The sequence below is a fragment of the Aequorivita sp. 609 genome (genome assembly GCF_014212065.1).
Taxonomy (GTDB): Bacteria; Bacteroidota; Bacteroidia; order Flavobacteriales; family Flavobacteriaceae; genus Aequorivita; species Aequorivita sinensis.
In genome coordinates, this window is record NZ_JACJVM010000036.1 from 1 (window position 1) to 19,964 (window position 19,964).

A 19,964-nucleotide genomic window follows, 5' to 3' on the forward strand; every position below is an offset into this window, starting at 1 on the left:
AACTTGATGGCCCTGGTTTGCAACCAGTCCTACCATAAAATACTGATTATTTTCCTTCCAAATTCGCGCGCTTTACTGATTTTTTAAATAACCTAGCAAGTAAGGGTTATTGCACACAACACGTAAATATACGCAATTTAGTAAAATACCCCGAAAAACACCTAATTTTTTACTCAGCTACCAATACATAAGCCTTTATACAGTTTTTTCTATGCGTTATTTTGTATATCTTTAGGCGTATATCACGAATTTTCAGATGGTTTGATATACAAAATGACTAGTTGCAAATTGCGTGAAACTATTATAATTGTGTTGAAACTTTTTAAGTTTAAATAAAGAAATTATAAATATTCACCTCAATAATTAGAAACTTGTATTTAAAGTATCTGAAACTAAAAATGCCCAACGCTCAGTGATTTTTATCAAGAATCAAGATGCAAGAGCCAAGATAGTAGCCAAATTTCCCCCGTCCAACGACCAACGTCCAACGACCAACGTCCAAAGACCAAAAACCAAAAACCAAAAACCAAAAACCAACGACCAAAGACCAACGACCAAAGACAACCCCCAAATAACCCTAAATCTAAGACCCTAAAACCAGATTGAATGAAGTTTAAAACTTTGTGAAAAAAAATTACTTGTAGGTATTTTTACATATAAAAACTGACGAATTATCACTTACCTTTGGCTCATGAGTATAATAGTACAAATTGCGGTTTCCCCACAACAGCTAGAGGATCTAGATTTTATTTTAGGACTTGCTTTAAAGAAGGAAAAACTTCGAAAAAAAGAAATTGGAGATTGGCGTATTCGCAAACGATCTATCGATGCACGCAATAGTCCGATAAAAATAAATCTTCAAATAGAGTTGTGGTTACTTGAAGAACTTCGCGAGCAAATACCACCCTATATTCCACAAAAGGTTCACAACGCCAAAAAAGTAGCAATTATTGGAGCGGGACCAGCCGGACTTTATGCAGCTTTACGATCGGTAGAAGCAGGGTTTAAACCTGTAGTATTCGAACGCGGTAAAGATGTACGTGAACGCAGAAGAGATTTGGCAATTATCAACAAACTTCAAAAAGTAAACCCCGAAAGTAATTATTGCTTCGGCGAAGGTGGTGCTGGAACATATTCCGATGGCAAACTTTATACACGAAGTAAAAAACGTGGCAATGTGCTTAAAGCATTAGAGTGGTTTGTACATTTTGGAGCAGATGAAGATATACTCGTAGATGCTCACCCACATATAGGAACTAATAAACTGCCAAAGATAATCGCTTCAATGCGGGAGGAGATTATAAAAAATGGGGGAGAGGTTCATTTTAATTCCAAACTTACCGATATTAAGATTAACGATGCCGCAATACAGGCTATTCAAATTAATAATGAAAAATGGTTTGAGTTTGATAATGTGATATTGGCAACAGGACATTCCGCTAGAGATATTTATTACTTGCTGCATCATAAAAACATTAAAATTGAAGCAAAAGGTTTCGCGATTGGCGTACGTGTAGAACATCAACAAACGCTTATAAATCATATTCAATATCAAAAAGAATACGATAACCCTTATTTACCTCCAGCTAGTTATAGCTTAGTAGAACAGGTAGATGGCTTTGGTGTATATTCATTTTGTATGTGCCCAGGCGGAATAATTGCACCTTGTGCCACCGAGCAAGACGAAGTTGTTACCAATGGTTGGAGCCCAAGTAAACGAAATAACCCTTATGCAAACTCAGGAATTGTGGTAAGTGTAAAACCGACAGACTTACCTAATTACAAAAAAGATGATCCATTTGTATGCTTAGATTTTCAGAAATATGTAGAAAAACGATGCTGGGAAGCGGGAGGTAAAACCCAAAAAGTCCCTGCTCAACGTATGATAGATTTTGTAGAAGGTAAGGTTTCTACCGATTTCCCAAAAACATCATACCAGCCAGGTATTGTTGCAGCCGATTTAAATAAAGTGCTACCAGCTTTACTCGCAGAAAAACTGAAAAAAGCTTTTGTTGCATTTGGCAAAAAGAAGAATGGGTATTACACTAATGAAGCCGTACTACACGCACCCGAAAGTCGAACATCCTCAACTATTAGCGTGCCTAGACACCCAATTACACTAGAACACGTTGAAATTAAAGGTCTATATCCCTGCGGAGAAGGAGCTGGCTACGCCGGAGGAATAATTTCTGCAGCCATAGACGGAATTAGTTGTGTTGATGCAATAGTGAGAAAGCAAGTAAGCACCGAATAGCCAAAATTCGAAATTAGAATCTAGACTCTCACCACTCATTTCCAGCATCTAGCATCTAGCGTCTAGCCTCTAGCATCTAGACCACCATTCACGTCGAAAAACTTAACATTTGACATTTATCATTCTTAATTAATTACCTAAGGCTTATTTTTGCATTCATTAAACGAAAAAATATGAAAGCATTATTAGAAAAGTCGATAAATAAGGCAATGGATTATACACAGTATAACATGCTTTTCAAACAATTGGTGGAAGAAGAAAGAACTACTGGTGAATTTTCCCAAATGAAGGTCGATTATACAAAACTAAACTTCAGCCGAACTAAAAGATTGGATAAAACTGCAAAGGTTTCGGAAGAGGCTATGGAGGTATTTAAAAGTGTTTCTAATAAACAAACTTGGCTTGTTATCACCGAACCTTGGTGTGGAGATGCAGCGCAAACACTTCCTTTCTTAAATAAAATCGCTCAAGAAGCTGATAATATCGATTTAAAAATTGTGCTTAGAGATGATAATCTTGAATTGATGAATCAGTTTCTTACTAATGGTTCGCAATCTATCCCTATTGTAATTATGATTGATGAGGATATGAATGTGCTTCAAACCTTTGGTCCGCGTTCAAAAGCAGCTACTAAACTCGTTTCAGACTATAAAGAGGAGCACGGAAAAATTGACGATGCTTTTAAAGAAATTATACAAGTTTGGTATAATAAAGACAAAGGTATTTCAATAGTAAATGACCTTGTAAATAGTTTGACTGTTAAAGCTTAAGTTAAGTAGGGACATCTTAGAACTAAGAATCTAGAGTCTAGAATCTAGACGGATTGGATAAACTAAAGTGACTGTAATCTCGATTTAATCTAACAGCAAAACGGTCTTAGCTTTTAAAAAAAATCTGACAGATATCATTTCAAAAATCCAATACATTCTCAATCTTTGCAGTAAAAATTAATAATTATGCAAATTGTATCTTCTCAAGAAGCTGTATCCATAGTAAAATCTAATAATCGCGTATTTTTTCAGGGCGCAGCAATGACGCCTAATTTATTGATAGACACTTTATGTGAGCGATACCACGAACTTAAAAACGTTGAAATTGTTCAAATTCACACTCACGGTGAAGCAAAATACACCGTTGAACCTTATACTCAAGCCTTTCACCTTAATAGTTGTTTTGTAGGCGATAATGTTCGCAAGGGAGTAAATACCATGCATGGCGATTATACTCCAGTTTTCTTAAGTGAAATACACTTACTGTTTAGAAGAGGTATTCTTCCATTAGACGTAGCGTTTATTCAAGTATCTCCTCCAGACAGACATGGGTATTGTTCCCTAGGAGTTTCAGTTGATGTTACCTTACCCGCTATTCAAACTGCAAAACACGTAGTAGCCTTAATTAACCCGAATGTTCCAAGAACTCATGGAGACGGTATTATTCATATTAAAAAAATAGATTATGGCGTAGAGGTAAACACCCCGATATACGCCGCTACAATAGGCGAGCCTTCTGAAATTGAATCTATTATAGGTAGAAATGTAGCCGAATTGGTGGAAGACGGTGCAACCTTACAAATGGGGATAGGTAATATACCTAATGCGGTTTTGCATAACTTAACCAATCATAAAAGGTTAGGTATTCACACCGAAATGTTTAGCGATGGGATACTTCCTTTAGTTGAAAGAGGGATTATTACAGGAGAAGAAAAAGTAATAAAAACGGGCAAGATTGTTACTTGCTTTGCAATGGGGACAAAAAAATTGTACGATTTTATAGACGATAACCCTAATATCCACTTCAAAGAAGCTGCATATACTAACGATACAGCAATTATTAGAAGTAATCCAAAAGTGACAGCTATTAATAGCGCGATAGAAATTGATTTAACAGGTCAAGTTTGTGCAGATAGTATTGGGATGTATCAGTATTCTGGAGTTGGAGGACAAATGGATTTTATTCGCGGTGCATCACTCTCGGAAGGAGGGAAGCCTATTATAGCTATGCCTTCTATCACCAACAAAGGTATTTCAAAAATAACTCCATTTTTAAAAGAAGGAGCAAGTGTTACAACCACTCGAGCCCACGTGCATTATGTAGTTACAGAGTACGGGGTAGTTAATTTATTTGGAAAAGGTATCGAACAACGCGCCAAAGAACTTATTTCAATTGCTCACCCAGATCATAGAGAAGCTTTGGAAAGAGAAGCTAGAAAAAGATTTAATCATTAATAATGAGGTGATTAAATGAATTTAATTTAATATTTTTAATACATTTTTATATAATAATCAGTTTATATTCACTAAATTAGGGGAAATAATAAAAAATTATGTTTTCCAAGGCGTGTGAATATGGAATTCGTTCGGTTCTTTTTATCGCTGAGCAATCTGAACAAGATAAAAGATCGAATGTTACTGAAATATCCAAAGCAGTAGACTCCCCAGAACCATTTACTGCAAAGATATGTCAGCAAATGGCACGTTCGGGAATTATACTTTCCAAAAAGGGGCCTAAAGGTGGGTTTTATATTGAAAAAGATTCTAAACTTACTCTAGCGGACATTGTGAGTTGTATTGATGGAGACAAAATTTTTAATGGTTGTTGCTTAGGTTTGCAATTTTGTTCATCTGAAAACCCTTGCCCAGTGCACGATGAATATTTGGTGATTCGCGAGGGATTAACTAGTATGTGTAAAAATAATACTGTTATTGAACTTGCCAGCAAAATCCGAAGTGGCGAAACTTTTTTAAAGATGTAACTTTCTATACATCGAATTCAAATAAAAGATATTATATTTAAATTCTGATAGCTTTATCAGAATTTAAATTTTTGTATACCTTTGCATTTCTAAAAATCAACAATGTTTTCAAAAGCCTGTCAATACGGAATTAAAGCATCAGTTTTTATTGCTTCACAATCTGCCATTGGTAATCGTGTAAGTTTAAAGGAAATAGCTGCTGGTATTAATTCTCCTGAGGCATTTACGGCTAAAATTTTACATCAATTAGCTAAAAATAATATTCTTCAATCCCTAAAGGGTCCTACAGGCGGCTTTGAAATTCTAGAGGGGAAAGCAGAGACTATTAAACTGAGCGATATCGTTTCAGCGATAGATGGAGATTCAATATACATGGGGTGCGCTCTAGGTTTTGATCATTGTGATGCACTTCAACCGTGCCCAATGCATGATAAATTTGTTGATATTAGAGACAACCTAAAACAAATGCTGGAAACTACCAGCCTACATGAATTAGCAAATGGAGTAGACGTGGGATTGTCATTTTTAAAACGCTAAATATTTTTTTACACCTATTTATGATAAAAAGGTAAGAAATTAAGAAATGAATTATACTATACCTCTAAAACAAATTTTAATATAAAATGAAAAAACTGAATTGGTTAATATTATTGGTTCTAGGAGTACTGCCTCAATTTGCAATAGCGCAAAAAAATAGTAGTATTTCAACAGAAAACTGGATGTCGAGTCCCGGCATTATAGGCACTTTCGTTTTAATTGCCATTGTTATGGTGGTTGCTGCAATAATTTTATTGGTGAAATTGAATTCTTACATAGATACATTAAAACGAAAGCAGCAGGATAAAAATAGGTTGGCTTTTAATGATGATATTATTGCTATGGAGGAAAGTGAAATTGATTTCATACTCGAAAAAAGAAAAGCTGCGCTTAAGTATAAATTGTCTGGGAATGAGTTAGGTGGACATGATAATGCATTGGATGAAAAAGGTATTATTCATCATATTGAAAATAAGCCGAGTAATGCTTTTTTTGACGAAAAGAAGAAAACAACACTAAGCATTGAAACTCCAGAAGCTTTAAAGAAAATAGTAATCTATTATATAGGTGCAGCAGCTGTCTGGCTTATTTTAGGAACCCTAATAGGTCAATACTTAGGAATGAAGTTTGTTTGGCCAGAAATGGACAACCAGGCTTGGTTGTCATTTGGAAGATTACGTCCTGTACATACCAATATGGTGTTCTGGGGATGGTCTTCACTAGGGATGATTGGCTTGGGATACTTTGTAATAGCCCGGACTTCAAATACCGTAATCCATAGCTATAATATGGCATGGTGGGGATGGCGACTAATTAACGCCACAATTATTTTGGGAAGCCTAAGTTTAATGGCCGGAATAAATAATGGGGGAGGAGAATACCGTGAATATATTTGGCCAATTATGCTGCTCTTCGCAATTGCATTAATTATCACATTTATAAACTTCTATAAAACGGTAGCAAAACGTAAAATCTCCGAAATATACATTTCAAACTGGTTTATTCTTGCCGCATTAATTTGGACAATCGTACTGTCTGTAATAGGGTACTTACCATTTTATCAAGATGGTTTAGGGGAAACTGTTATTCAAGGATACTATATGCATCAGGGTGTGGGAATGTGGTTTATGACCTTTACCTTAGGTTTGGTGTACTACTACCTGCCGTCTTCCCTTAACAAACCTATTTATTCGTATTCCTTAGGGGTGCTAGCATTTTGGACACAAATGTTGTTTTACACCATGATTGGAACACACCACTTTGTTTTTAGTCCGTTGCCTTGGTGGTTGCAAACCGTAGCAATTGTTTTTAGTGCAGGTATGGCTATACCAGTAATTGCAGGTTCAACAAACTTTTTAATGACTATGCGTGGCAGTTGGAATCACATTTCTAAAAGTTATGTATTGCCTTTCTTTTTGGTTGGAACCATTTTCTATTTCGTGGGTTCGATGCAAGGGAGTCTTCAAGCCTTTAGATTTACAAATTTCGTTTGGCACTTTACCGATTTTAATGTTGCACATAGCCATATGACGATGTATGGAATTATAGCCTTTTTCTTGTGGGCGTGTATTTATGCAATTCTGCCAAAAATTACGGGAAAAGAACCGCCACAAGTATTGGTAGGAGCACATTTCTGGTTAGCGTTTTTAGGGCTTTTTGCTTATATGATTTCGCTAATGGCGGGAGGAACTTATAAAGGGTTAAGCTGGATAGAAGGCGAAGCTTTTATTGAATCGGTAATACTTATGAAACCTTATTGGGTTTGGCGAGCCATTGGTGGTTCACTAATGTTCCTTTCACATCTAGTCTTTGCTTATAATTTCTATTATATGGTAAAAAACTACCGGAGAGTGGGAACCGAAGTTAAGTCAAAATTAGTAGAAGAAATAACTGTTTAAATAGAATAGAAATGCTCAATTTTCATAAAGAACATAAAAATTTAGTGCTTACGGCTGGTGTCGTATTTATAGCATTGAGTATAATGATAGCGATACTTCCTGCTTTTCAAATGCAGGAAACCGAACCTATTCCAGATCAAAAACCATTAACGGCTAATCAAGAAAGAGGCTTACAAATTTATGTTTCCGAAAACTGTATGGCTTGCCACACACAGCAGGTAAGAAATATAGAAATGGATAATGTTTGGGGCGATCGTCCTTCAATTCCTTCCGATTATTACTACAGCAAAAAACGAATGGATGTCTGGCGACAATCTCCTTCATTATTAGGAAGTGAACGTACAGGCCCAGATTTAACTAATATTGGTAAACGTCAACCGAGTGAAGATTGGCATTTACTTCATTTATACAATCCAAGAGCGGTGGTTTCCGAATCAGTAATGCCATCTTACCCTTGGCTTTTTAGAGAAGTAGATAGTTTTATGATTGGTAATGATGAAAAGCCTCTAGCTATTCCTAAAGAGTTTTTTGATAAACCCGGAAAAAAAGTGGTAGCTACAAAAGATGCTCTACTGCTGGTTGAGTATCTAAAATCGCTCAAACAAACAGAACTTCCTGGTGAAAATATAGGAGAATTTATCCCAGCACTTCGAAAAATACAAGAAGAAGGAATGAGTGGTAATACCGCTGGAGGTGGTCTTGACGGTGCTAACTTGTATAAACAAACTTGTGCTGCTTGTCACCAAGACAACGGAAAAGGTATTGCAGGAGCATTTCCTCCTTTAGCAGGTAGTAAAATTGTAAACGATGAAGATCACGAAATGCTTATAAAAATAATTCTTCAAGGTTACGATGCTCGTCCAGATTACGGTGTTATGCAAGCGTTTGGTGATATATTAAACGACGCAGAAATTGCAGCCATAGCAACTCATGAACGCAGTAGTTGGGGTAATGACGCTCCCCCTGTATCGGAAGAAGATGTTAAGAAGATTAGAGAATATGTTTTAAACGAATTAAATAAATAAATAATGAAAAAGGCACTAACAATTTTTGCGGTTTTGTTTCTTCTAGGAAACCAAATTAGCTGGGCGTGTGATGTTTGTAAAAAAAATCAACCGTCTGGTTTTGAAAATATTACCCATGGTGCTGGGCCATCAGGCACTTTAGACTATATAATTATTTGGGTGGGAATTGTAATTGTGGTTGCAACCTTATTTCTAAGTCTCAAGTATTTAATAAAACCAAGGGAAAACAATCCAGATCACATCAAGAATATTGTTAAAAATGAAGGATTTTAAGCTATGGAAGATAATAGAATTATAAAAGTTTTTTTGGATGAAGACCCTAAACCTTTCGCATCTTTTGCACCTCCGGTAAAGGTTGTTTTGGACACCACGAAAATTCCAGATGGAAAACATACCTTGAAAATTGTAGCTAAGTCTTCTAGTGGGATTGAAGGCATTCGTGAAATTCCTTTTGTAGTGCGAAACGGTCCCGCAATTTCTGTTGTAGGCCTTAAGGATAATGAAACAGTAGATACTCAAGTACCTTTAATTATAAATGCGTACGGAAGTGAAACGAATGACTTTTTTGTTATTAAAGGTTCTGAAACTCCAAAGGCAATACCTGCTTGGGTATGGGCGCTTTTAATTGCATTTTTTGCATTCGGTCTGTTTTATCTAATTATGTATTGGAATCCAGATTTGTATAAATCGTTTTTTTAAGATAAATCTATGAAAGCTTACTTGCGTGCTATTAGGGTCTGATTTGAAAAGCCAATTTTAAAAGAGTCATCATTTAATACCGGGTTCTTGAATTTCTTTAAAGAAATGTATCCAAAAACAATTTAAAATGAGCTATATTCATGGTTTTCTCACACTGTTTAGTTCAACATCGAAAGTAAACCCTAAATTAAAATTAGTTGATGAAAGTATTGTTTTTAGTTGGGACTATCAGGAATACGATTAAATAATCCAATCTCGGCCGAAGGATAAACAGATATTTTAAAAACCATCGAGATAAGTATGTAAAGGTTGGTAAATTTATGGTAAATCGCATGTATGGTTTTAAAATTAAAAATGAATAATTGAGCGCTGTTCAGAATGTGGCGGCAAACAAAATAAATATATAGAAAACCTTTAATTTTATGGAAAAGAAGAAACCTATTAAACGTCATATTGCTTTGCAACCTTTAAGTAGGCAACATCATTTTGGCTTATTGTTTAGCTGGAAAATTCGAAAAGGATTTCAAAATAATATTGAAATAGGACGGATGCAGGAATATGCAAAATGGTTTTATAAGCACGAAATAACACCGCATTTTCATGATGAAGAAAAATACCTTTTTCCTATTCTAGATAAAGAAAATGAATTTATTGAACGGGCATTAAAAGAACACAGACGAATTAAACGTTTGTTTAATGATACAAAAGATCCTGAAAAATCACTTAGTAAATTAGAGGAAGAGCTAGATGCTCATATTCGTTTTGAAGAACGAATTCTTTTTAACGAAATTCAAAAATTTGCAACAGAAGCTCAACTTGCTAAAATTGAAGAAATCCATAGCGATTTGAAAAAAACACCTGACTATCACGATCCCTTCTGGGAGTAAAAAACTACCCTATAAATATCAATAATATATAAAGATATAGCGTTTTTTGTATATTCTGACAAAATTGTCATAATTATGATTTAAGTCATACTTTGTTCCCTTTATTCTACTGAAATTTGTTTTATTAAATAAACATAAATAACAATGCCATGACAACACTTCAAGATAAAACAGTAGCAGATGTAGTTACGGAAAATATTAAAGCCGCTCACGTCTTCAAAAAATATGGAATAGACTTTTGCTGCGGTGGAGGGGTAAGTATCAAAAAAGCATGTGAAAAAGCTGAAATTGATCCTGTTTTAGTAGAAACAGAAATACTTAACTTAGAAAATATAAAAGACCGAGCTTTAGATTTTAACAGTTGGAAACTTGACTTTCTAACCGATCATATTATAAATGTTCATCACGGTTATGTGGAAGAAAGTAGCCCTTTATTACTTCAGTATTCGCAAAGAGTTAATCACGTACACGGACATCATTACACCGAATTAGCCGAAATAGAATCCTTAGTAAAACAAGTGGTTCAAGAATTGGCAGCACACATGAAGAAAGAAGAATTAATTTTATTCCCATTCATTAAAAAACTTGTAAAAGCAGAACGTGAGGGTACAGAAGTTCCTCCAATACATTTTGGAACTGTTGAAAATCCTATTAAAATGATGGAGGAAGAACACGAAGAAGCAGGTGAAATTCTGCGTAAAATAGCTAAATTAAGTAACAACTTTACGCCGCCTCAAGGTGCGTGTAATACCTATAAAGCGTTTTATTCAAAACTAGAAGAATTTGAACAAGACTTACATCAACACGTACATTTAGAAAATAATATCCTTTTTCCGAAAGCATTAAAACTTGAAAAGACATTAAAAAAATAATTGAGAAATTAGTAAAATAGAACTAACACTAAAGAATAATTAGTTTGTTTTTAATACAGTTCGGAAGATTGACAAATAAGAATGTTTAACGTCAAACTCCGAACTGTTTTTTCTTAATTTTACAACTTGATAAATTTAAAAAAACATATTGGCGTTGCGCTTGCTTATTTCCTGCTAGTAGCTCTAATGGGAGTATTGTTACGGTTATTCTTTGTCACCCCTGTTCAGCTTAATTTTAAGTACATACTTCACGCACATTCTCATACAGCTTTGTTAGGTTGGATTTATTTAGGATTAACAACTTTAATCTATAAAATTTTCCTTTCCGAAGCAGAAAAATCCAAGTTGTATAAGCGCATTTTTGTTTTTACGAATATCTGCATATTGGGGATGCTTGTAACCTTTCCCTTTCAAGGCTATGCACTGTATTCAATTATATTTTCAACACTATTTTTGTTTGCTTCCTATTGGTTTACCTGGTTTGCGATAAAAAACATCCCAGAACATTTTAAGCATCGTTTTTCTTGGAAACTTGTAAAAGCTTCCCTTTGGTATTTGGTGTTTTCAAGTATAGGTCCATGGGCTATCGGTGGAGTTATGGCTACCTTAGGCACAGAATCCATATGGTATAAAACATCCATTTATTTCTATCTTCACTTTCAATACAACGGTTGGTTTATATTAGCGCTCTTAGGGATTTTGTTCTATATACTTGAAGAAAAATCAGTTGTTTTTAAAGCAGAACAGTTAAAATCAGTATTCTTTCTCCTGAATTTTGCTGTGTTACTTACCTTATTTCTATCAGTACTTTGGTTTGAACCGCCTAAAATTATTTATGTGTTGGGCTTAATTGGTGCTGTTGCGCAAATTCTAGCCTTTTATGAGTTGTATTTACTTCTTAAAAGACAGAGGAGTTTCTTAATTAAAAGTTTTTCTCCTCAAGGTCTGTTGCTTTTTAAAATTGCAGGAGTTTTGCTAGTTGTAAAAGTATTCATGCAGTTCTTTTCTGCTTTTCCTTATATGGCAGATTTGGCTTATCGGCTTAAGGATTTTGTAATCGGCTATTTACACCTAGTTTTTCTAGGGATTGTAATTCCTTTGATGCTCGCCTTTTTAAATTATTTCCGTCTGCTTAATATTTCTAAAAGCTTCTTGTGGTTTTTCTTAGTGGCTTTTATAACTACAGAGGCTTTAATATTTTATAAAGCTTTTGCATTTTGGCTAGGCCTACCTTTTTTTCAGAACTATTACATTTTACTCGCCATTTTAAGTTGTCTTTTTCCAATAGCCGTAGGGATTTTATTTTTCAATCAAATTAAAAGTTTTTATCTTTCTACCTAAATCAATTTAAATTGAATGATTATATATAGCAAGCTTTAATTATAAAGCTGATAATTATCATTTATATAGATATGAGGCTTTGCGATATTTGCCCTTAAATTAATGCGAAAATTTCACCCTAATGGTTAACTGTTTCCACTGTGGCGATGAGTGTCGCGACGACGTGATCACACACGACGAAAAGTCCTTTTGTTGCCACGGATGTAAGACGGTTTACGACATTCTACACGATAGCGATTTAGGTTACTATTACGATATTGAAAAAAATCCAGGAATTTCTCCCAACGAAATCGCGGGAAAATTCGATTTTTTAGACAACCAAACCATTGTTGAAAAACTACTAGAATTTAACGATGGTAAAATGCAAATTGTCTCATTTGTAATTCCTTCAATACACTGTAGTAGCTGTATCTGGATACTGGAAAATTTAAATAAACTCAGTCCTTCAGTAACTTCATCTCAGGTTAATTTCCCTGAAAAAACAGTTCGAATTTCTTTCTCTTCTGGGGAAGATGCCCTTAAAAACTTAGTAATTTTATTAAGCCGAATTGGCTATGAACCCTATATCTCTTTAGACGATTCGGATAAAAAAGATAAAAATGTAGACCGCAGTTTAATTTTTAAACTAACAGTGGCTGGATTTGCATTTGGAAATATAATGTTCCTTTCACTTCCAGAATATTTTGAAGGATCTGAATTTTGGTTAGACAAATTCAAACCCTTCTTTCGATGGTTGATGTTTGCCTTCTCGCTTCCAGTAGTTTTTTACTCTGCAAGCGGATATTTTATTTCAGCTTATAAAGGACTTCGTTCTAAAATCCTTAATATCGATGTACCCATTGCCCTGGGTGTCGCCGTGCTTTTTATTAGAAGTACTATAGATATTGTAATGGACTGGGGAACTGGTTTTTTCGATAGCTTGGCAGGACTTCTTTTCTTTTTATTACTTGGGAAATTCTTTCAGCAAAAAACTTACAGCTATCTTTCTTTTGAACGCGATTACAAATCGTATTTTCCAATAGCAGTTACCCGACTGTTTAAAAACCCTGAAGGTAATACCGTTGAAGAACAAGCCGAAGTTTATAAAGTTGAAAAAGGCGATCGCTTGTTGATTAGAAACAATGAAATTATCCCTGTAGATGCCATTTTGATAAAAGGAAATGCCTTAATCGATTACAGTTTTGTTACGGGTGAAGCTGAACCAATTTCCAAACAAAGTGGCGACAAGCTTTTCGCTGGAGGAAAACAACAGGCAGGAATTATTGAAGTTGAGGTTTTAAAACCTGTTTCTCAAAGCTACTTAACGCAATTGTGGAGTAACGATGTTTTTAGCAAGGATAGAACAGGAGTTTTCGAATCCCTTACAGACAGTATAAGTAAACGCTTTACAGTAACGCTGTTGACTATTGCATTTATTGCAACAATTTTCTGGATGGTTGTAGATCCTTCAAAAGCATTTAATGTGTTCACTGCTGTACTAATTGTAGCTTGTCCTTGTGCTATTGCTCTAGCTGCACCATTTACACTAGGTAATGTGCTGCGTATCTTCGGAAGAGAAAAACTGTATTTAAAAGAAGCTTCAGTAATTGAACAAATGGCAAAGTTGGATACCGTAGTATTCGATAAAACCGGTACGCTAACTACCAATCAAAAAAACTTAATCACCTATGAAGGTGTAGCACTCACCGAAGAAGAACAAAAATTACTTACAAGTACACTTCGAGCTTCTAGTCACCCCTTAAGTCGTTCCCTATACAGCATTTTAGATAAAAACGATATTCAAACCTTAGATGAATTTGAAGAAGAAGTAGGGAAGGGGATTTCAGCGTCGTATAATGACAATAGTATAAAAGTAGGTTCTTATGAATTTGTCGGAGATTCTAGCGATTCTATAGACGAGATTAAAAATAAAACTACTGTTCATATAAGCGCAAACAAAGTCTATAAAGGGTGCTATGTTTTTAATAGTGAATATAGAACTGGAGTAGCCGATGTATTTGAGCAAATAGGGAAGGATAAAGAAGTGATTGTTCTTTCAGGGGATAATGAAGGTGAACGTGAACGTTTGGAAGCAATGTTGCCGCAAGGTGTTAAGTTATATTTCAACCAAAAACCGAACGATAAATTAAATTTTATAAAATCATTACAACAAGAAGGCAAACGAGTGTTAATGATTGGAGATGGATTGAATGATGCCGGGGCGTTAAAACAGAGTGATGTTGGCTTTGTAATATCCGAAAATACCAACGTTTTTTCACCCGCTTGTGATGGAATACTAGATGCGTCTAAATTCGATAAAATTCCAGACTATCTCAACTTTTCTAAGAAAGGGGTACAAGTAATCAAATGGGCTTTTGTACTTTCCTTGTTTTACAATCTTATAGGAATTTCATTTGCAGTAACCGGACATTTACTTCCCGTTGTTGCTGCTATTTTGATGCCTTTAAGCTCTATTAGTGTGGTGGTGTTTACAACCGTTACCACTCAATCTATAGGTAAGAAATTAAGAATGAGTATAAATAAGAAAAGCTGACGATTGTCATGTTTTGGTGATGATTGTGATAATATTTTTGAATTTAATATTTAAGAAATGACGATAATTTACATGCTCTTGGCGCTCAGTCTTTTAGTTGCGATTATCTTTTTTGTACTGTTTATATTTTCAGTAAGAAAAGGGCAATACGACGATACCTATACGCCATCTGTACGAATGCTTTTTGACGATGAGCTTGTAAAAGAAGATGCCGAACTAACAGGAGATAATGCCGGAAAAAAACTGAATAAAACTAAAGTAAATTTAACCAATCCAGATAAATAATTCTTTTACCATTATGCAAACAGAACAGTTTTACTATGACAATCAGATTGTCAAAAAGTTTATCTATGCTACCATTTTTTGGGGGCTCATAGGTATGAGCGTTGGCTTACTACTGGCTTATATGTTTATGTTTCCGAATATGACAGACGGAATTTCTTGGCTAAGTTTTGGTCGTTTAAGACCATTGCATACCAATGCCGTGATTTTCGCTTTCGTAGGAAATGCAATCTTTGCAGGGGTTTATTATTCCTCTCAACGTTTGCTAAAAGCTAGAATGTGGAGCGATTTTTTAAGTAACCTTAATTTTTGGGGATGGCAGGCAATTATAGTTGCAGCAGCTATTACGTTACCATTAGGTTACACCACTTCAAAAGAATACGCAGAGCTAGAGTGGCCAATTGATGTTGCAATTGCAATAATTTGGGTGGCTTTTGGTGTAAACTTGATTATGACCATGGTAAAAAGACGTCAACGTCACTTGTATGTTGCGCTTTGGTTCTATCTAGGAACATGGGTAACTGTGGCAGTATTGCATATTGTAAATAGTATGGCAATTCCTGTAACAGCATTAAAGAGTTATTCAATGTATTCTGGAGTGCAAGACGCCCTGGTACAATGGTGGTATGGTCACAACGCAGTAGCGTTTTTCTTAACTACACCTTTCCTTGGACTGATGTACTACTTTGTTCCTAAAGCTGCAAATAGACCAGTGTATTCATATAGACTTTCTATTGTTCACTTCTGGTCTTTAATTTTTATTTATATATGGGCAGGACCTCACCATTTATTGTACACTTCACTTCCAGAATGGGCGCAAAACCTAGGAGTTGCATTCTCTGTAATGCTACTTGCTCCATCTTGGGGAGGTATGATTAACGGACTTCTAACCTTGCGTGGTGCTTGGGATAAAGTACGTGTTGATCCTGTACTTAAATTTATGGTTGTGGCAATTACCGGTTACGGGATGGCGACTTTTGAAGGGCCAATGCTTTCACTTAAAAACGTGAATGCTATTGCTCACTTTACTGATTGGATTGTAGCGCACGTTCACGTAGGTGCACTAGCGTGGAATGGTTTCTTAGCCTTTGGTATGATTTATTGGTTGGTACCACGACTATTTAAAACAAAACTATTCTCAGTTCAATTGGCAAACGCACATTTCTGGATAGGTACTTTAGGTATCATTATGTATGCGTTACCTATGTATGTAGCTGGATTTATGCAAGCTTCTATGTGGAACCAGTTTAACCCAGATGGAACGCTTACTTACGGTAACTTCCTTGAAACAGTTACCCAAATCATGCCTATGTATTGGATGAGAGCAATAGGTGGTAGCTTATATATTACAGGTGCTTTTATTTTGCTTTACAATATTATAATGACTGCCAGAAAAGGTAGTAAAGTTACAGACGAACTTGCTGAAGCTGCTCCATTAACTCCAGTTACTAAAAGACAAACTTCAGGTGAAGGATGGCACACTTGGTTGGAGCGTCGCCCAATTAAATTAACGATTTATGCAACCATTGCAATTTTAATTGGTGGAATGGTGCAAATTATTCCTTCGTTAATGGTGGACGATTATGTTCCGGCAATCTCAAGTGTAAAACCGTATACACCTTTAGAATTAGAAGGTCGTGACATTTACATCCGCGAAGGTTGTGTGAACTGCCATACGCAAATGATTAGACCATTTAGAAGTGAAGTAGAACGTTATGGTGAATATTCAAAATCTGGTGAATTTGTTTACGATCATCCATTCCTTTGGGGAAGTAAGCGTACAGGGCCAGACCTTCACAGAGTAGGAGGTAAGTATTCTGATAACTGGCACTTAAACCACATGTACGACCCGCAGAGTACTTCATCAGGATCTATTATGCCTTCGTATAAATGGTTGATTACATCAGAATTAGATAAATCTGATACCGAATCTAAAATGCGTGCATTATCTAAAATAGGTGTTCCATATACAGATGAAGAAATAGCAAGAGCGCAAGAATGGATGACTGAACAAGGAACTCAAATAGAAAAGAACCTTTATAGCGACCCAGATTTTGCTTCATCATACGAAGCAGATAAAAAGTACGCTCAAGAAAACGGGGAAGAATTTATTGAGATGAAAGACCGAGAAATTGTAGCGATAATTGCTTATCTACAACGATTAGGAACAGATATTAAAGTACAAAACGCCGAAGATGCATCGGCATTAAACGACTAGTTATGTTGAAATTTGTAAAAGGAAACCTAGAGAACATAGACGATGTTCAAATATATCCATTGATATCACTGTTAATATTCTTTTTCTTCTTTGTTGGGCTCTTTTATTGGGTGATTACAGCTAAGAAAGAGCACATTACTGAAGTGAGTAATATTCCATTGGAAGACGATACTAATAACCAAAACGACCAAATACTATGAAAACCGTAATGTCATATTTAAGAGTCATAGGCTTTATGATTCTCGCCTTTTTCCTACTAGAGTTTATAGTAGATTCTGGAGAGGAATGGGCAATCGTAAAATATCCAATTATCTGGGCTGTTTTAGGCGTGGTGTTTTTCTTTGCTGTTGCATTCGAAATAGTTGCAGCTGCTTTGCAACGTGTTCTTTATACAGGGCTTGATGATGATGCTAAAAAGCGATATGCAACTTTGGAAGAAAACCAATTCGGTTGGATTAAGAAAAAGTATAAAGAAATGCTCGATTCTAAGCCTATAGAAGCAGAGCAGGAGATAGTGTTAGACCATAACTACGATGGTATTCGAGAGTTGGACAATAACCTTCCGCCATGGTGGAAATACTTGTTCTATGCAACAATTGTTTTTGCGGGGGTATATCTAGTTTATTATGAAATATTTGATGGTCCGAATCAAATTGATGAACTTGAAACTGAAATAGCACAGGCTAAAATAGATATCGCTAAATATAAAGAAAACAACAAAGACCTTATCGATGCTAGTACAGTAGAGTTTTTAGATTCACCTTCAGATCTTGCTGCAGGTAAAGCTATTTACACCGATAACTGTGTGGCTTGTCATAAAGACAGTGGAGGTGGAGGTATTGGTCCAAACCTAACAGACGATTACTGGATTTTAGGTGGAGGAATTAAGAATATCTACAATACCATTAGCGAAGGAGGTAGAGCAGGAAAAGGGATGATTGCCTGGAAAACAGATTTAAAACCTAGTGAAATTGCCCAAGTATCGAGTTATGTAATGACACTTCACGGTACTAATCCAGCAGATGGAAAAGAAGCTGAAGGGGAAATTTGGAAGGACGAAAACGCTTCAGAAGAAGCCGTTGAAGAAAATGAAACAGCAGATAATACTGAAGTTTAAATAGAGATTCACCCTGTTTCAATAGCTAATAACTTAGAGTTGGTTTTAAACTATTCTCTAAGTTGTTAGTATCAATATTACGTTTCACATCAAAATATAACACCATTGGAAACTCCAGAAAACGAGAGCTTTAGAGATAGCATCGGAACGATGAATGAAGAAGGGAAAAGAGCTTGGGTGTATCCTAAAAAACCTTCCGGTAAGTATTACGATTACAGAAAGTATGTAAGTTATGTTTTACTTGCATTTCTTTTTACTGCCCCGTTTATAAAAATAAATGGCAACCAGTTTTTACTATTTAATGTTTTAGAGCGACGCTTTAATATTTTTGGATTTCCGTTTTGGCCACAGGACTTTTACCTGTTTGTTATAATGATGGTAATTGGGGTAGTTTTTATCCTGTTATTTACAGCTGCTTTTGGACGAATATTTTGTGGGTGGATTTGCCCACAAACTATTTTTATGGAAATGGTTTTCCGCAGAATTGAATACTGGATTGATGGCGATAGAGGAGCTCAAATTCGTTTGGATAAACAAAAGTGGGATGCTGAAAAAATTAGAAAACGAGTATTAAAGTGGACTATATTTTTTATTATTTCATTCTTAATAGCCAACATATTTTTAGCCTATCTGATAGGAAGCGATCGATTAATACAATACATCTTTGAAGGACCTTTTGAACATTTAAGTACGCTAATTTCGCTATTAATTTTCACAGGTGTTTTCTACTTTATATTCGCTTGGTTCCGTGAACAGGTTTGTATTATTGCTTGTCCGTATGGAAGACTTCAAGGTGTGTTATTAGATAACAAGTCTATAGTAGTAGCCTACGACCACAAGCGTGGGGAAAAGGAAAAAGGCCGTGCAAAATTCAGAAAAAATGAAGATCGTGCCGCTTCTGGAAAAGGTGATTGTATAGACTGTTTTCAATGTGTTCATGTATGCCCAACTGGAATTGACATCCGTAACGGTACTCAGCTCGAATGTGTGAACTGTACTGCTTGTATGGATGCTTGCGACAGTATGATGGAAGCAGTTAACCTACCAAAAGGATTAATTAGATATGCTAGTGAAGAAAATATTGAAAAGAAAGCTCCTTTTAAATTCACACCGAGACTAAAAGGATATACAGCTGTTTTAGTAATTCTTATTGGTGTTCTTACAGGGATGTTGTTCTTAAGAAGTGATGTAGAAGCGAATATATTAAGACTGCCAGGACAGTTGTATGAGCATAAAGACAACAATATCATCAGCAATGTATTTACGTATAAATTGTTAAACAAAACCACAAGAGATATTGAAGACATTCAATTTAAACTGAAATCTCCTAAAGGTGAAATCAAGAGTGTAAAACAGGGTGAAATTATAGTTCCTGCTCAAGATTTAGCTGAAGGAACACTGTTTATCGAAATTAATGGCTCAGCCTTAAGTGGTGATAAAAACCGTGCGGTGATTGAAGTGTATAGTGGTGACAAATTGATAGAAACTACAAGCGTTACATTCTTAGGTCCGCGTAGTTATAAATAGTTCTTTTATTAGAAAAGGAAAT

General features: G+C 35.4%; 18 protein-coding genes. All 18 read left to right on the forward strand.

The window, feature by feature from the left end:
* Positions 1 to 691: 691 nt before the first annotated feature.
* The 18 genes from H4O20_RS12065 to ccoG all read left to right on the forward strand — a co-directional run bounded on the left by H4O20_RS12065 (position 692) and on the right by ccoG (position 19,942).
* A complete protein-coding gene (locus H4O20_RS12065) occupies positions 692 to 2,254 on the forward strand; it encodes an NAD(P)/FAD-dependent oxidoreductase (RefSeq protein ID WP_185099405.1) in 1,563 nt (520 codons plus the stop codon).
* A 173-nt stretch (positions 2,255 to 2,427) separates the two neighbouring features.
* Positions 2,428 to 3,024, forward strand: a complete 597-nt coding sequence (locus H4O20_RS12070; protein ID WP_139856573.1) for a thioredoxin family protein — start codon at positions 2,428 to 2,430, stop codon at positions 3,022 to 3,024.
* A gap of 186 nt (positions 3,025 to 3,210) precedes the next feature.
* Entirely contained in the window at positions 3,211 to 4,479 is a 1,269-nt protein-coding gene (locus H4O20_RS12075; protein ID WP_185099406.1) for an acetyl-CoA hydrolase/transferase family protein, read from the forward strand.
* A 98-nt stretch (positions 4,480 to 4,577) separates the two neighbouring features.
* The gene (locus H4O20_RS12080; RefSeq protein ID WP_139856575.1) at positions 4,578 to 5,006 is read left to right on the forward strand and encodes an Rrf2 family transcriptional regulator; all 429 of its coding nucleotides are present in this window, start codon (positions 4,578 to 4,580) and stop codon (positions 5,004 to 5,006) included.
* A 102-nt stretch (positions 5,007 to 5,108) separates the two neighbouring features.
* Positions 5,109 to 5,543 (forward strand): Rrf2 family transcriptional regulator, encoded by a 435-nt coding sequence (locus H4O20_RS12085; protein WP_185099407.1) that lies wholly within the window; start codon positions 5,109 to 5,111, stop codon positions 5,541 to 5,543.
* A gap of 86 nt (positions 5,544 to 5,629) precedes the next feature.
* Positions 5,630 to 7,441: a cbb3-type cytochrome c oxidase subunit I gene (locus H4O20_RS12090; protein ID WP_185099408.1), complete on the forward strand. Its 1,812-nt coding sequence runs from the start codon at positions 5,630 to 5,632 to the stop codon at positions 7,439 to 7,441.
* A gap of 11 nt (positions 7,442 to 7,452) precedes the next feature.
* The gene (locus H4O20_RS12095; protein ID WP_139856577.1) at positions 7,453 to 8,466 is read left to right on the forward strand and encodes a cbb3-type cytochrome c oxidase subunit II; all 1,014 of its coding nucleotides are present in this window, start codon (positions 7,453 to 7,455) and stop codon (positions 8,464 to 8,466) included.
* A 3-nt stretch (positions 8,467 to 8,469) separates the two neighbouring features.
* The gene (locus H4O20_RS12100) at positions 8,470 to 8,739 is read left to right on the forward strand and encodes a hypothetical protein (protein ID WP_139856578.1); all 270 of its coding nucleotides are present in this window, start codon (positions 8,470 to 8,472) and stop codon (positions 8,737 to 8,739) included.
* A gap of 3 nt (positions 8,740 to 8,742) precedes the next feature.
* Positions 8,743 to 9,165: a cytochrome C gene (locus H4O20_RS12105; RefSeq protein ID WP_139856579.1), complete on the forward strand. Its 423-nt coding sequence runs from the start codon at positions 8,743 to 8,745 to the stop codon at positions 9,163 to 9,165.
* A gap of 422 nt (positions 9,166 to 9,587) precedes the next feature.
* Positions 9,588 to 10,052: a hemerythrin domain-containing protein gene (locus H4O20_RS12110; protein WP_185099409.1), complete on the forward strand. Its 465-nt coding sequence runs from the start codon at positions 9,588 to 9,590 to the stop codon at positions 10,050 to 10,052.
* A 149-nt stretch (positions 10,053 to 10,201) separates the two neighbouring features.
* Positions 10,202 to 10,924, forward strand: coding sequence for an iron-sulfur cluster repair di-iron protein (ric, locus tag H4O20_RS12115; RefSeq protein WP_185099410.1), 723 nt, complete (start codon positions 10,202 to 10,204; stop codon positions 10,922 to 10,924).
* Between the two features lie 126 nt (positions 10,925 to 11,050).
* Complete coding sequence (locus H4O20_RS12120; protein WP_260402676.1) at positions 11,051 to 12,265, forward strand: hypothetical protein; 1,215 nt, start codon at positions 11,051 to 11,053, stop codon at positions 12,263 to 12,265.
* A 121-nt stretch (positions 12,266 to 12,386) separates the two neighbouring features.
* A complete protein-coding gene (locus H4O20_RS12125) occupies positions 12,387 to 14,798 on the forward strand; it encodes a heavy metal translocating P-type ATPase metal-binding domain-containing protein (protein WP_139856582.1) in 2,412 nt (803 codons plus the stop codon).
* A gap of 57 nt (positions 14,799 to 14,855) precedes the next feature.
* Positions 14,856 to 15,083 carry a cbb3-type cytochrome oxidase assembly protein CcoS gene (gene ccoS, locus H4O20_RS12130; protein ID WP_185099411.1) on the forward strand — a complete coding sequence of 76 codons (228 nt, stop codon included), beginning with the start codon at positions 14,856 to 14,858 and terminating at the stop codon, positions 15,081 to 15,083.
* 13 nt (positions 15,084 to 15,096) lie between these two features.
* Complete coding sequence (gene ccoN, locus H4O20_RS12135; RefSeq protein WP_139856584.1) at positions 15,097 to 17,298, forward strand: cytochrome-c oxidase, cbb3-type subunit I; 2,202 nt, start codon at positions 15,097 to 15,099, stop codon at positions 17,296 to 17,298.
* 2 nt (positions 17,299 to 17,300) lie between these two features.
* Positions 17,301 to 17,498: a CcoQ/FixQ family Cbb3-type cytochrome c oxidase assembly chaperone gene (locus H4O20_RS12140; protein WP_139856585.1), complete on the forward strand. Its 198-nt coding sequence runs from the start codon at positions 17,301 to 17,303 to the stop codon at positions 17,496 to 17,498.
* Positions 17,495 to 18,415, forward strand: coding sequence for a cbb3-type cytochrome c oxidase N-terminal domain-containing protein (locus tag H4O20_RS12145; RefSeq protein WP_139856586.1), 921 nt, complete (start codon positions 17,495 to 17,497; stop codon positions 18,413 to 18,415). The genes H4O20_RS12140 and H4O20_RS12145 overlap by 4 nt, the downstream gene beginning before the upstream one ends.
* 105 nt (positions 18,416 to 18,520) lie before the next feature.
* Positions 18,521 to 19,942 carry a cytochrome c oxidase accessory protein CcoG gene (ccoG, locus tag H4O20_RS12150; RefSeq protein WP_139856587.1) on the forward strand — a complete coding sequence of 474 codons (1,422 nt, stop codon included), beginning with the start codon at positions 18,521 to 18,523 and terminating at the stop codon, positions 19,940 to 19,942.
* Positions 19,943 to 19,964: the final 22 nt, after the last annotated feature.